Annotated in this window: 10 protein-coding genes; 2 read left to right on the top strand and 8 right to left on the bottom strand. The window is 73.2% G+C overall.

What is annotated here, in order from left to right; translation table 11 throughout:
- Positions 1–294: 294 nt before the first annotated feature.
- Complete coding sequence (locus ACIP37_RS18805) at positions 295–996, bottom strand: HAD family phosphatase (RefSeq protein ID WP_363583916.1); 702 nt, start codon at positions 994–996, stop codon at positions 295–297.
- Positions 997–1,149: 153 nt separating this feature from the next.
- A complete protein-coding gene (metH, locus tag ACIP37_RS18800) occupies positions 1,150–4,656 on the bottom strand; it encodes a methionine synthase (protein ID WP_363583918.1) in 3,507 nt (1,168 codons plus the stop codon).
- A 143-nt stretch (positions 4,657–4,799) separates the two neighbouring features.
- Between metH and ACIP37_RS18795 the strand changes: the two genes are divergently transcribed.
- Positions 4,800–5,891, top strand: a complete 1,092-nt coding sequence (locus ACIP37_RS18795; protein ID WP_400844128.1) for a hypothetical protein — start codon at positions 4,800–4,802, stop codon at positions 5,889–5,891.
- A gap of 325 nt (positions 5,892–6,216) precedes the next feature.
- Complete coding sequence (locus ACIP37_RS18790) at positions 6,217–7,167, top strand: PAC2 family protein (RefSeq protein ID WP_363583922.1); 951 nt, start codon at positions 6,217–6,219, stop codon at positions 7,165–7,167.
- A gap of 91 nt (positions 7,168–7,258) precedes the next feature.
- Here the strand turns inward: ACIP37_RS18790 and mshC are convergent, their stop codons facing one another.
- From mshC to ACIP37_RS18760, 6 genes are all read right to left on the bottom strand, one after another.
- The gene (mshC, locus tag ACIP37_RS18785) at positions 7,259–8,488 is read right to left on the bottom strand and encodes a cysteine--1-D-myo-inosityl 2-amino-2-deoxy-alpha-D-glucopyranoside ligase (protein ID WP_363583924.1); all 1,230 of its coding nucleotides are present in this window, start codon (positions 8,486–8,488) and stop codon (positions 7,259–7,261) included.
- Positions 8,489–8,772: 284 nt separating this feature from the next.
- Entirely contained in the window at positions 8,773–9,690 is a 918-nt protein-coding gene (locus tag ACIP37_RS18780) for a carbohydrate-binding protein (protein ID WP_400803750.1), read from the bottom strand.
- A gap of 65 nt (positions 9,691–9,755) precedes the next feature.
- Positions 9,756–10,685, bottom strand: coding sequence for an AraC family transcriptional regulator (locus ACIP37_RS18775; protein ID WP_363583926.1), 930 nt, complete (start codon positions 10,683–10,685; stop codon positions 9,756–9,758).
- A 68-nt stretch (positions 10,686–10,753) separates the two neighbouring features.
- Complete coding sequence (locus ACIP37_RS18770; RefSeq protein ID WP_363583970.1) at positions 10,754–11,539, bottom strand: SCO1664 family protein; 786 nt, start codon at positions 11,537–11,539, stop codon at positions 10,754–10,756.
- 56 nt (positions 11,540–11,595) lie between these two features.
- Positions 11,596–12,171: a DUF3090 domain-containing protein gene (locus ACIP37_RS18765; protein ID WP_350878006.1), complete on the bottom strand. Its 576-nt coding sequence runs from the start codon at positions 12,169–12,171 to the stop codon at positions 11,596–11,598.
- 329 nt (positions 12,172–12,500) lie between these two features.
- On the bottom strand, positions 12,501–13,193 hold the full coding sequence (locus tag ACIP37_RS18760) for an MSMEG_4193 family putative phosphomutase (RefSeq protein WP_400844123.1): 693 nt from the start codon (positions 13,191–13,193) through the stop codon (positions 12,501–12,503).
- Positions 13,194–13,197: the final 4 nt, after the last annotated feature.

Raw genomic sequence — 13,197 nt, 5'->3', positions numbered from 1 at the left:
CGGGTGCGGAAGGCGTGCGCGGGCCTGGCGCCCGTACGACCGCGGGCGGGACGGGGTTGCCCGTCGTCGGCGGTGGCAGGGCGCGAGGGAGGGGAACGAACTGGAGTAGCGTGCCATATCGAACACGCACGACCGATACCCGTGCAGATGACGTTTGGGACACGGTGGTTGAGGGCATCGCGAAACACCCGACGAGTTGTCAGGCAATGCCCTTTTTCTCCCCGGGCGGCCGTCGGCGGTGGCCGGATCCGGCTGCTTACCGGCGAGTAGACCACCCTCGCAATGAGATGACAATCACACCCGCGAAGCGACCAGCGAGCGCAGCAGTTCAAGATCGACCTGCTCCAGCGAGGAGCGCACCAGCCGCCCCGGGGCCGGCTCGATCGGTGCCACCGAGGGCACCGCGACGACCGGGCAGCCCGCCGCCTCGGCCGCCCGCACCCCGGTCGGCGCGTCCTCGACCACCACGCAGCGGGCCGGGTCCGCGCCCAGCCGCCGGGCCGCCTCCAGGTACGGGTCCGGGTGCGGCTTGGTGCGCGGCACCTCGTCCCCGGCAACCGTGAAGGCGAAGTGGTGGGAGCCCAGCGAGCGCAGCACGATGTCCACCACGTGCCGGTGCGAGGCGGTCACCAGAACGGCCGGAATCCCGTGTGCGGCCAGGGTGTTGAGGAGACGTTCGGCGCCCGGCATGAGCGGCACGCCGCCCGCCAGCAGGTCGACGAAGCGCTGGTTGATCAGCACCGTCAGGTCCGCCGGGGCGAGGTCCACCCCGGTGGTGCCGACCAGGTAGTCGATCACCCGCGTCATCGGACCGCCGACCACCTGGGCCCGGTCCTCGTCGGTCAGCGCGTGGCCCAGCTCGGCGAACAGGGTGACCTCGGCCTGCCACCAGAAGTCCTCGGTGTCCACCAGCGTCCCGTCCATGTCCAGCAGCACCGCCTGCAGGCCGCGGCCGTCCCCGTGGTCGAGGATCCGGGCGGCGGTGGAGGTGGTCATGGCGGGAGTCCTTCCGTCGGTACCCCCGGGTGCGTTCGAGCGCCCCCCGGGGATGGCGCGGGCCGGCCCGCTGGTGAGCGGACCGGCCCGTTCAGGATCATCCAGGATACGCCCGGTTCGCCCGAAAAGAGCGAACGGAACGAGGCGCCGGGGTTACCGGGCGTTGAAGTACTTCGCCTCCGGGTGGTGGATGACGATCGCGTCGGTGGACTGCTCCGGGTGCAGCTGGAACTCCTCGGAGAGCACCACGCCGATCCGCTCGGGCTTCAGCAGCTCGGCGATCTTGGCGCGGTCCTCCAGCTCCGGGCAGGCCCCGTAGCCGAGCGAGAAGCGGGCGCCCCGGTACTTGAGCGCGAACATGTCCTTGACGTCCTGCGGGTCCTCGCCGGAGAAGCCCAGCTCGTAGCGGACCCGGGCGTGCCAGAACTCGGCCAGCGCCTCGGCCAGTTGCACCGACAGGCCGTGCAGCTCCAGGTAGTCGCGGTAGGAGTTGTCGGCGAACAGCTCGTTCGCCGCCTCCGAGATCCGGTTGCCCATGGTGACCACCTGGAGGCCGATCACGTCCCGCACGCCGGACTCCTCCGGGCGGAAGAAGTCGGCCAGGCAGAGCCGGCGCCCGCGCCGCTGGCGGGGGAAGGTGAAGCGGGTCCGCTCGGTGCCGTCCTCGTGGAAGACGATCAGGTCGTCGCCCTTGGAGTTGGCCGGGTAGTAGCCGTAGACCACGGCCGCCTCCAGCCAGCCCTCGGTCTGCAGCCGGTCCAGCCACATCCGCAGCCGCGGCCGACCCTCGGTCTCCACCAGCTCCTCGTACGAGGGCCCCTCGCCGCTGCGGGCCGCCTTCAGGCCCCACTGGCCCTTGAACAGCGCGTCCTCGTCCAGCCAGGAGGCGTAGTCGGCGAACGGGATGCCCTTGACGATCCGGTCGCCCCAGAACGGCGGGGTCGGCACGGTGTTGTCAACGGTGACGTCCGAGCGGATCTGGCCGAGGTTGACCTCCGGCTCCTCCACCACCTCGACCCGGGCGTGCCGGCGCTGCTTGAGCTCCGGCAGGCTCGCGCCGGGCACGCCGCGCTTGACCGCGATCAGCGCGTCCATCAGCCGCAGGCCCTCGAAGGCGTCCCGGGCGTAGCGGACCTCGCCCTCGTAGATCTCGTGCAGGTCCTGCTCGACGTAGGCCCGGGTGAGCGCGGCGCCGCCCAGGATCACCGGGTAACTCGCGGCCAGCTTGCGCTGGTTGAGCTCCTCCAGGTTCTCCTTCATGATCACGGTGGACTTCACCAGCAGGCCGGACATCCCGATCACGTCCGCCTTGTGCTCCTGCGCGGCGTCCAGGATCGCCGAGACCGGCTGCTTGATGCCCAGGTTGACCACGTTGTAGCCGTTGTTGGACAGGATGATGTCCACCAGGTTCTTGCCGATGTCGTGGACGTCGCCCTTGACGGTGGCCAGCACGATGGTGCCCTTGCCCTCGCTGTCGGACTTCTCCATGTACGGCTCCAGGTGGGCCACCGCGGTCTTCATCACCTCGGCGGACTGGAGCACGAAGGGCAGCTGCATCTGGCCGGAGCCGAACAGCTCGCCGACCACCTTCATGCCGGCCAGCAGGGTGTCGTTGATGATCTCCAGCGCGGGCCGCCCGGCCAGCGCCTCGTCCAGGTCGGCCTCCAGGCCGTTGCGCTCGCCGTCGATGATCCGGCGCTGCAGGCGCTCGTCCAGCGGCAGCGCGGCCAGCTCCTCCGCCTTGGACGCCTTGACCGAGGCCGAGGAGACGCCGTCGAACAGCTCCAGCAGGTGCTGGAGCGGGTCGTAGCCGTCCCGGCGGCGGTCGTAGACCAGGTCGAGGGCGGCCTCGCGCTGGTCCTCGGGGATCCGGGAGATCGGCAGGATCTTGGAGGCGTGCACGATCGCCGAGTCCAGGCCGGCCTCCACGCACTCGTGCAGGAAGACCGAGTTCAGCACCACCCGGGCGGCCGGGTTGAGGCCGAAGGAGATGTTGGACAGGCCCAGCGTGGTCTGCACGGCCGGGTGGCGGCGCTTGAGCTCGCGGATCGCCTCGATGGTCTCGATGCCGTCCCGGCGGGACTCCTCCTGGCCGGTCGCCAGGGTGAAGGTGAGGCAGTCCACCAGGATCGAGCCCTCGTCGACGCCGTAGTCGGCGGTCAGCTCGGCGATCAGCCGCTCGGCGATCTCGACCTTCTTGCCGGCGGTGCGGGCCTGGCCCTCCTCGTCGATGGTCAGCGCGATCAGGCCGGCGCCGTGCTCGCGGGCCAGCGAGGCGATCCGGCCGAAGCGCGAATCCGGGGCGTTGCCGTCCTCGTAGTTGACCGAGTTGAGCACCGCACGGCCGCCGAGCGCCTCCAGGCCGGCCCGCAGCACCTGCGGCTCGGTGGAGTCCAGCACGATCGGCAGGGTGGAGGCGGTGGCCAGCCGGCCGGCGATCTCCTTCATGTCGGCGACGCCGTCGCGGCCGACGTAGTCCACGCACAGGTCCAGCAGGTGGGAGCCGTCCCGGATCTGCTCGCGGGCGATCTCCACGCAGGCCTGCCAGTCGCCGGCCAGCATCGCCTCGCGGAACTTCTTCGAACCGTTGGCGTTGGTGCGCTCGCCGATCGCCAGGTACGAGGTGTCCTGGCGGAACGGCACCGCCTGGTACAGCGAGGACGCCGAGGACTCCGGCTGCGGGGTGCGCGGGGTGACCGGCCGGCCCTGCACCCGCTCGACCACCTGGCGCAGGTGCTCGGGCGTGGTGCCGCAGCAGCCGCCGACCAGCGAGAGGCCGTACTCGCGGGTGAACACGTCGTGCGCGTCGGCCAGTTCGGACGGGGAGAGCGGGTAGTGGGCGCCGTCCTTGCCGAGCACCGGCAGGCCCGCGTTCGGCATGCAGGACAGGCCGATCCGCGCGTTCTTGGCCAGGTAGCGCAGGTGCTCGCTCATCTCGGCCGGGCCGGTGGCGCAGTTGAGGCCGATGTAGTCGACGCCGAGCGGCTCCAGGGCCGTCAGCGCGGCGCCGATCTCGGAGCCGAGCAGCATGGTGCCGGTGGTCTCCACGGTCACCTGCACCAGCACCGGCAGGTCCAGCCCGGCCTCGGCGAGGGCGCGCTTGCAGCCCAGGATGGCGGCCTTGGTCTGCAGCAGGTCCTGGCTGGTCTCGACCAGCAGCGCGTCGGCGCCGCCGGCGATCAGGCCGGCCGCGTTCTGCTGGAAGCCGTCGCGCAGCGTCTCGTACGGCGCGTGGCCGAGGGTGGGCAGCTTGGTGCCGGGGCCGATCGAGCCGAGCACCCAGCGGGTGCGGCCGTCGGCGGCGTGGGCGTCGGCCACCTCGCGGGCGATCCGGGCGCCCGACTCGGACAGCTCGAAGATGCGATCCGCGATCTCGTACTCGCCGAGTGCGGAGAAGTTGGCGCCGAAGGTGTTGGTCTCGACGCAGTCCACGCCGACCCCGAAGTAGGCCTCGTGGACGGAGCGCACGATGTCGGGCCGGGTGGCGTTGAGGACCTCGTTGCAGCCCTCCAGGTTCTGGAAGTCCTCCAGCGTCGGATCCTGTGCCTGGAGCATGGTGCCCATTGCACCGTCGGCGACCACCACCCGGGTGGCGAGCGCTTCACGCAGCGCGTTCGCGCGGCTCTGCTGAGTGATGGACGGATTGGCTGCAGTGGCCATGGGGCTTCTCCCTGGTGCGACGGCTGTCGGCTTTGCGGGCCCGCTTACTCGGGCCCGCACGTGGCCAGGGTATCCGGCCCGCGCCCCGGCCTGCGGTCGCATTCCGTATCCTGAGCGTTCGACCGCAAGGGGGGAGCAACCGCGTGGGCCGATTCCCGACCGTCGCGCGACGCGTCACGGGGGCCCTGGCGGCCCCGTTCCGGGCGTTGCGCAAGCGCTGGCGGAGCTGGTCTTGGTGGCGCCGGGCGCTGCTGGCACTGGGCCTCGCGGCGGCCGTGCCGACGGCCGCGCTCGGCTCGGCCTTCGTCGCGATCCGCTTGCACTACACCGGCGACCCGTCCGCCGAGGCCCGCACCCGCGGCCGGGACGCGCTCTGGCTCGGCCACGCCTGGGTGGACGGCCGCAAGGGCGAGGCCGACGTCGCCGCGCTGGTGCGGCAGCTGGCCGGCACCGGCGTCCGCGACCTGTACGTGCACACCGGCCCGCTGGAACACGACGGCTCGCTGCCGCCCGCCGTCCACCCCCGGGCCCGCTGGTTCACCGACGCGGTGCACCGGGCGCTGCCGGACGTCCGGGTGCAGAGCTGGCTGGGCGACGAGGTCAAGCCGGAGAAGGACGCCCTGGACCTGGAGGACGCCCCCACCCGGGACCGGGTCACCGCCTCCGCCCGGCAGGTCCTGGACCTCGGCTTCGACGGCGTGCACTTCGACATGGAACCGATCCGGCCCGGCAGCGCCGGCTGGCTGGCCCTGCTCGACCAGGTCCGCCCGGTCACGGCCGAGCACGGCGCCGCGCTCTCGGTGGCGGCCCCGCAGCTCGACCCGGTGCCCGGCCTGCACACCGCCGGGATCCTGCTCACCGACCACGGCAAGTGGTGGGACCAGGCGTACTTCACCGAGACCGCCCGCCGGGTCGACCAGGTCGCCGTGATGGCGTACGACACCAGCATGCCGACCGAGCCGCTGTTCGGCGGCTACGTCGCCCTGCAGACCGAACTGGCGCTGGAGGCCACCCCGGCCGGGGTGGACCTGCTGATCGGCCTGCCGTTCTTCTGGGACGACCGGCACGGCCATCGGGGTGACGCCGAGACCGTGCCGGCCGCCGTCCGGGGCGTCCGGCTGGGCCTGGGCCGCCAGGACCCGGGGCGACGGAACTTCGGCGTCGCGCTCTACGTGGACTTCGCCGCCACCCCGGAGCACTGGGCGGCGTACCGGCGCGGGTGGGTGGACGCCTGAGGGGTTCCGGCGGCGCGTGCGGGAAGGGTGCGTCGTCGCGCCGCGTCGCCGCTCGGACACCGTCCGCGCCCGCCCCGGAGGAGCTGACGACCCGTCAGCCCGGACCGTCCGGATATCCGCTGGATCGGGGCGGCACGCTCCCCCAGACTGTCCCGGTGCCCGGCCGCGGTGCGCATCAAAGCCCGTAGGCTGGGCAGGTAGGGACCATGGGGCGAGGCGTTCCATGGGTGACGAGAGGTTCGACAGTCGGCAGCCGACCCGTCGGCGCCCCGGCAGGCCAGCCGAGGCGGCGCAGGTTCGACCGCCGACCGGAGGGAGACGCTGGGTGATCGAGCTGGAAGATGTTCCCGAGTTGATCGACCCGGTGATGGTCTGCGCTTTCGAGGGCTGGAACGACGCGGGCGACGCCGCCTCCGCGGCCCTGGCACATCTGGACGACACCTGGGGCGGCAAGGTGATCGCCGCCCTGGACGCGGAGGACTACTACGACTTCCAGGTCAACCGGCCCACGGTCTGGCTGGACGGCGGCATCCGCCGGATCACCTGGCCGACCACCAGGCTCTCGGTGATCCGGGTGACCGAGCCGACCACCCGGGACGTCGTCCTGGTGCGCGGCATCGAGCCGAGCATGCGCTGGCGCTCGTTCTGCAACGAGCTGCTCGGCTTCGCGCACGAACTCGGCATCGAGCTGGTGGTGATCCTGGGCGCGCTGCTCGGCGACACCCCGCACAGCCGCCCGGTGCCGGTCAGCGGGGTCACCTCCGACCCGGAGCTGGCCCGCCGGCTGGACCTGGAGGAGAGCCGCTACGAGGGCCCGACCGGCATCGTCGGGGTGCTCCAGGAGGCCTGCACGCACGCCGGGGTCCCGGCCGTGACACTCTGGGCGGCCGTGCCGCACTACGTCGCGCAGCCGCCGAACCCCAAGGCGACGCTGGCCCTGGTCAACAAGCTGGAGGACCTGCTGGACCTGCGCATCCCGCCGGGCGAGCTCGGCGAGGACGCCAGGGCCTGGCAGCTGGGCGTGGACCAGCTGGCCGCCGAGGACAGCGAGGTGGCCGAGTACGTCCAGCAGTTGGAGGAGGCGCAGGACACCGCGGAGCTGCCGGAGGCCTCCGGCGACGCGATCGCCCGCGAGTTCGAGCGCTACCTGCGCCGCCGGGAGAACGTCGGGCCGACCGGCGAGAAGCCGGTGGCCGGGCACGCCACGGCGGAGCGGCCGGCCGAGCCGGAGTCCCCGGGCTCGGCCCGGGAGAGCCAGGACGGCGACGAGGAGTAGCCGCCGCCCCGGGCCCGCCCCGGACAACGCCGAAGGGGCGTCAGGACGCGTGGTCCGGACGCCCCTTCGGCGTGTTGAGAGGAGGCAGGTCCTACAGCGCGACGCCGAGCAGGGCGTCCACGGTGCGGCTGACCAGGCCGGGCGCACCCATGTCGGTGCCGCCCCCGGCCTCCTGCTGCTCGGCCCAGCGGTCGACGGCGGCCAGCGCGGCGGGCGCGTCCAGGTCGTCCGCGAGCGCCGTACGGACCTCGTCGAGCAGTTGCTCGGCGGCCGGGCCGTCCGGCCGGGAGACCGCGGCCCGCCAGCGGGCGAGGCGCTCGACGGCCTCGTCCAGGGTCGCCTTGGTCCACTCCCAGTCCTCGCGGTAGTGGTGCGAGAGCAGCGCCAGGCGGATCGCCGCCGGGTCGACGCCCTCGCGGCGCAGCGCCGAGACGAAGACCAGGTTGCCGCGGGACTTGGACATCTTGTGGCCGTCCAGGCCGACCATGCCGGCGTGCACGTACGCCTTGGCGTACGGGTGGGCGCCGGTGGCGACCTGGGCGTGCGAGGCGCCCATCTCGTGGTGCGGGAAGGAGAGGTCGCTGCCGCCGCCCTGGATGTCGAAGGACATGCCGAGGTACTGCAGCGCGATGGCGACGCACTCGATGTGCCAGCCGGGGCGGCCGTGGCCGAGTTCGGTCTCCCAGGCGGGCTCGCCCGGGCGGGCGGCGAGCCAGAGCAGGGCGTCCAGCGGGTGGCGCTTGCCCGGGCGGTCCGGGTCTCCGCCGCGCTCGGCGAAGACCGGGCGCATGGCCTCCCGGTCGAGGCCGGAGACCTGGCCGAAGCGGGGGTCGGAGTCGACCGAGAAGTAGATGTCGCCGTCCACCTGGTAGGCGGCGCCGCTGGCGAGCAGCTTCTGGACCAGCGGGACGATCCACGGGATCGACTCGACGGCGCCGATGTAGTGGGCTGGCGGGAGCAGACGCAGGGCGGTCATGTCCTCGCGGAACAGGGCCGTCTCGCGCTCGGCGAGGGCCACCCAGTCCTGACCGGTCTCGACCGCCCGGGCCAGCAGCGGGTCGTCCACGTCGGTGACGTTCTGGACGTACAGGACGTCGTGGCCGGCGTCCTTCCACACGCGCTGCACCAGGTCGAAGGCGTTGTAGGTGGCGGCGTGGCCCATGTGGGTCGCGTCGTAGGGGGTGATGCCGCAGACGTAGATCCGGGCGGTGCCGTCCTGCGGCACGACCTCACGGACCGTGCCCGCTGCGGTGTCGAAGATACGGAGGGGGAGCCCCTGACCAGGCAGGGCGGGAACCTCGGAGGCGGGCCAGGCATGCATGGAACCGACTTTAACCTTGCGAACATTTGAAAGCCTAACCAGTACACAAGATCGACTGGATTCGCTTCCTGTCATTGCCGGACCGCTTCCCGACTGATAAGGAACGGACCTTGACGGGACCGGCGTTGTTTCCGGCAGGCATGCGGCAGGCTTCGGGCGGGCTTCGGGCAGGCGTTGGGCGGGCGTCGAGCAGGCTTCGGGCAGGCTTTCGGACACGGTTGAGCGCCCGGTCGACCCTGCCGCCGACCGGGCGCCCGGCACCCCGGGGGACGCGGCCGGAGCCGCTACGACCGCTGCCAGAGGGCCGGCACGTTCGGCGGCTCCCAGCCCACCATGGCGGTGTGCGCCTGGAGGCAGAGGTAGGAGGCACCGGAGTAGGTGACGCGGTCGCCCGCGTTGTACGAGGCCCCGGGCTTCCAACTGCCGCTCGGCGGCGTGGGCGTTCCGGTGGGCGTTCCGGTGGGGGTTCCGGTCGGGGTGGCGGTGGGGGTCGGGCTCGGCGTGCCCGGGGTCTGCGGCACGTCCAGGACGAAGTCGTAGCTGCCCTCACGGCCCGGGCCGTTCTGGCGGACGTTCATCAGCAGCCGGGCGTCGTAGATGGTGTCCGTGCTGTTGCGCGGCTCGCCGGGGAAGTAGAGCTGGGTGGTGAGCACCGGGCGGCCGGGCGCCTGGAGCTTGACGTGGAGGTGCCGGGTGCGGCCCGGGTAGAGGCCGGGGACGATCGTGTCCAGCTTGAAGGCGCCGTTCGCGTCGGTGAACTGGTGGCCGCGGAAGGTGAACCCGGTGTTGTCGTAGGCGCCGTTGTCGTCGGCCTGCCAGAAGTCCAGCAGGACGCCGGAGATCGGTCGGCAGGCGCGGCCGAAGACGTAGCCGCTGACGGTCAGCCGGGTGCCGGGGCCGTCGTTGACCATGGAGCTGCGCAGTGGGGAGTTGGGCTTGAAGTAGGGGCCCTCGGTCTGCTCGATGGTGGGGTCGTCACCGTCGTGGCACTCGGGGGTGAGGCCGGGGGGCCGACCGGTGCCGGCCTGCTCGCGGGCCAGCGCGACGCCGCCGCCGACCAGCAGCGGGGCGGCGCCGAGCGCGGCGGCGGCCTTCAGGACGGTCTTGCGGCTGATCATGCCGTCGGGCGTGGGCATGCGCCCTCTCCTTCGGGTGGGGGGTGGGGTGGATGTGGGGGGCGGCCCTTGCCATGGTGGGGGCATGACAAGGGCCGAACCGGCCGCCCGTCCGCGCGCGCCGGACCGACCACCGGTGGCCACCAGCAAAGTTACGGGCAGTCCGGGGCCGCCGCGATGGACGCGATCCGGGGATCGTGGTGATTTCCGTCGACCCGGGCCCGGAACTCCCCCGGCGTCATCCCGGTCTCCCGCCGGAAGAAACGGCAGAAGTAGGCCGGGTCGGCGAAGCCCGCCTCCTTCGAAACCTGACGAATCGTCAGATCCGTGCAGGCCAGCAACCGTTTGGCCTCCAGGGTCTGCTGGCGCCGGATCAGCCCGCCCGGGGTGCGACCGGTGGCCTGCTTGACCAGGGTCTGCAAGTGGCCCGGCGAGACGCCGAGTTCCTGCGCACTGGACGCCACCGAGTGCCGCACCCCGCCCGGGCCGGCGATCAACCGGGTGAAGGCGGAGGCCAGTTCGGTCGGCCGGCCGGGCGGCGACGGCCGCTCCCCCGGCCGGCCGGCGCGCAGCGCCCGGACGATCAGGATGTGCAGACTGGCCCGCAGCACGCCCTGGTAGCCGGGCTGCCTGGAGCGGTACTCGTGTTCCATGTCGGCGAGCAACGCGCCGACCGGCCCGGCCTGTTCGCCGAGTCCGAGCGCGGGGCGGGTGGCCAGGGTGCGCAGCGCGGCGAGGTCCTGCGGGTTCCGGAGCAGGAAGTCCTCGTTGAACAGGACGACCTGGCCGGTGAGTTCGTCCGCGTCCGACCAGTAGTGCACCTGGCCGGGCGTGATCACGCACAACTGCGGTGGCGCCAGCGGCCGGTGGACCAGGTCCAGGACGTGGGCGCCGCGGCCGCCGGTGACGTGGACGATCTCGTGGAACGAGTGCCGGTGCGGGAAGCCCGCCCGGGACAGCGGGCCGATCGTGTCGAAGCTCCCGATGGCGAACGGGAGCAGGTGCGGCAGCGGGACCTGTAGCCGGTGCAGCGGCAGGTCCGGCGTGGTACGGGGGGTGGGGGTGGTCCGTAACGCGTCCATCGGAGCAGTGTGCTGCCGGTTCGCGGACAGGTCCAGACCATCAGCCGGCCCGAACCGGTCCGCAGGCCCTAGACCGGCGGCCAGGGGATCGGGGGCCAGTCCTCGGAGGGCAGCGGGTGCCGGCCGGTGCGGCGCAGCCCGGCCACCCGGGCGCGGGTCGCCTCCAGTTCGGCGGCGGTCAGGTGCGGGGCGAGGCGCGCGGCCAGCTCGCCGTCCAGGCGCTCGGCGAGCCGGGTCAGCACCTCCAGCGCCTCGGCGGGCAGCGGCTCGCCGGCCCAGCCCCAGAGCAGGGTGCGCAGCTTGCCCTCGGTGTTGAAGGTGACGCCGTGGTCGATGCCGTAGACCCGGCCGTCGGCGGCCGGGATCAGGTGGCCGCCCTTGCGGTCGGCGTTGTTGAGCACCGCGTCCAGCACGGCGAGCCGGCGCAGCCGCTGGTCGTCGTGGTGCACCAGCAGCGCGGTGCGTCCCCCGCCGACCTCGGCCCGCACGATCGGCAGCCAGCCGTGCTCCGGGCCGCGCGGGTCCTGGAGGGCCAGCAGCGGCTCGGCCTGCGGATCCGGCTCGACCCACAGCTGCACCATCCCGGGCCCGTGCGGCCCGTCGCGCAGCACGGTCGGCGGCACCAGCGCCCAGCCGGTCGCGGCCGACACCTCGTACGCGGCGACCTCGCGGCCGGCCAGCGTGCCGTCCGGGAAGTCCCACAGCGGGCGCTCCCCGGCGACCGGCTTGTAGACGGCCTGCGCGCTCAGCGAACCGTGCGTGGCGGTGCAGTACAGCGCGGCGTTGGACGCCTCGGTGAGGCGCCCGTGCACCGTCAACTCGCCCTCGCGCAGCAGCTCCAGCGCGGTGGGCACGTCGGCGGCGAGGGCGGCGGCGGCCGCCGGGTCCGCCTGGGGCGGGGTCTCGGTGTTCAGCGCCGGTAGCCGTTCGCGCGCGGGCACAGGTGGCCCTCCGGGTCGAGCGGCAGGTTGCAGAACGGGCAGGGCTTGCGGCCGGCCGAGACCAGGTCCAGCGCCCGCTTGGCGAACACCCGGGCCATCGCGCCGGACAGCCGCACCCGCAGCATGTCCGGACCGTTGTCGTCGTCCTCGAAGACCGCCGCGGCGCTGTCCTCGTCCTCGTCCTCCTCCACCTCGATCAGCGCCTGCGCCTCGACCACCAGGCAGCCGTCCACGCTGTCCCAGGCCAGGGCCATGGTGCCGACCCGGAACTCCTGCTCCAGCGGCAGGTCCAGCGGTGCGGTGTCGAGCAGGTCCTGCGGGGCGGCGGCCGGGATGGAGACGTCGCCGCCGCTGCGCCGCAGCGCCTCGTCCAGGACCTCGTCGATCCGCTCGGCGAGCGCCGCCACCTGGGTCTTCTCCAGCAGGACGCTGGTGATCCGGCCCCGGGCGCTGGCTTGCAGGTAGAACGCCCGGGCGCCGGGCTGGCCGACGGTGCCGGCCACGAACCGTTCGGGCTGGTCGTAGAAGAAGACCTGACGGGGCACGCTCTCGCTCCGGATCGTGTCGGTCGTGGGGATCACAGGGATCGTTCGGACGTCATTGGCTCGGGCTGCCGTACGGCGGCCCGGGCGCGGGCTCGCCACGCGGCGGGGCTCGTTAGTCACCCTACGACCTCCGGGCCCCCGCAGGGGAGCCGAGCCGCAGTGGCACCGGCCAGCTCAGGTGGTGCCGCCGGCCGCTGCGGAGCGGCGTGCGGCGGCGCTCCCGCCCACGTGATGCGGCTCCGGGCCGGGCGGCTCCGGTCAGGTCGGATGGCGCCGGTCGGACCAGGGTCGTACCAGGCGGGTCAGGCGGGTCAGGCGGGGCGACCGTCTCAGGTGGTGCCGCCGACCACCGCGTCGCCCGCCGGGGCGGCCGGGGCCGCGCCGGGCCTGGGCGCGAGCGAGCCGAGGTCGCCGGCGTCGCCCATCCTCAGGACGAAGGGCCGCTGCGGGGTGTAGCGGATCGCGGTGACCGAGCAGGGCTCGACGCTGATCCGCTGGAAGTGGTCCAGGTGCAGGCCGAGGGCGTCGGCCACCACCGCCTTGATCACGTCCCCGTGCGAGCAGGCGAGCCAGACCGCGTCCGCGCCGTGCTCGGCGGCGACCTTCTCGTTCCACTCCCGGACCGCACCGACCGTCCGGTGGCTCAGCTCGCGCAACGACTCCCCGCCGGGGAAGGCCGCGGCGGCCGCGTGGTCCTGCACGGTGCGCCAGAGCGGCTCCTTGGCCAGCTCGGCCAGCGGCCGACCGGTCCACTCGCCGTAGTGGCACTCGCCCAGCCGCTCGTCCTCGGCGGGCGGGCCCAGCTCGGGCCGGGCCGCCAGCAACGGCTCCAGGGTCTGCCGACAGCGCTCCAGCGGGCTGCTGACGGCCTGCACCAGCGGGATCCCCGCGAGCCGGCCGGCCAGCGCGGCGGCCTGCGCGCGCCCGGTGTCGTCGAGGTCCACGCCGGGCGTCCAACCGGCCAGGATTCCGGCGGTGTTCGCGGTCGAGCGGCCGTGGCGGACGAGCAGCAGGGTGGGCATGGGG

The sequence above is a fragment of the Kitasatospora sp. NPDC088861 genome, from assembly GCF_044750105.1.
Taxonomy (GTDB): Bacteria; Actinomycetota; Actinomycetes; order Streptomycetales; family Streptomycetaceae; genus Kitasatospora.
The sequence above is the reverse complement of the archived record's forward strand: the minus strand, read 5'-3'. Positions and strand labels throughout refer to the sequence as shown.

Coding starts and splice junctions, on each gene's coding strand:
- ACIP37_RS18805 (WP_363583916.1), bottom strand. CDS start 996: ATGACCACCTCCACCGCCGCCCGGATCCTCGACCACGGGGACGGCCGC.
- metH (WP_363583918.1), bottom strand. CDS start 4,656: ATGGCCACTGCAGCCAATCCGTCCATCACTCAGCAGAGCCGCGCGAAC.
- mshC (WP_363583924.1), bottom strand. CDS start 8,488: ATGCATGCCTGGCCCGCCTCCGAGGTTCCCGCCCTGCCTGGTCAGGGG.
- ACIP37_RS18780 (WP_400803750.1), bottom strand. CDS start 9,690: ATGCCCCCACCATGGCAAGGGCCGCCCCCCACATCCACCCCACCCCCC.
- ACIP37_RS18775 (WP_363583926.1), bottom strand. CDS start 10,685: ATGGACGCGTTACGGACCACCCCCACCCCCCGTACCACGCCGGACCTG.
- ACIP37_RS18760 (WP_400844123.1), bottom strand. CDS start 13,193: ATGCCCACCCTGCTGCTCGTCCGCCACGGCCGCTCGACCGCGAACACC.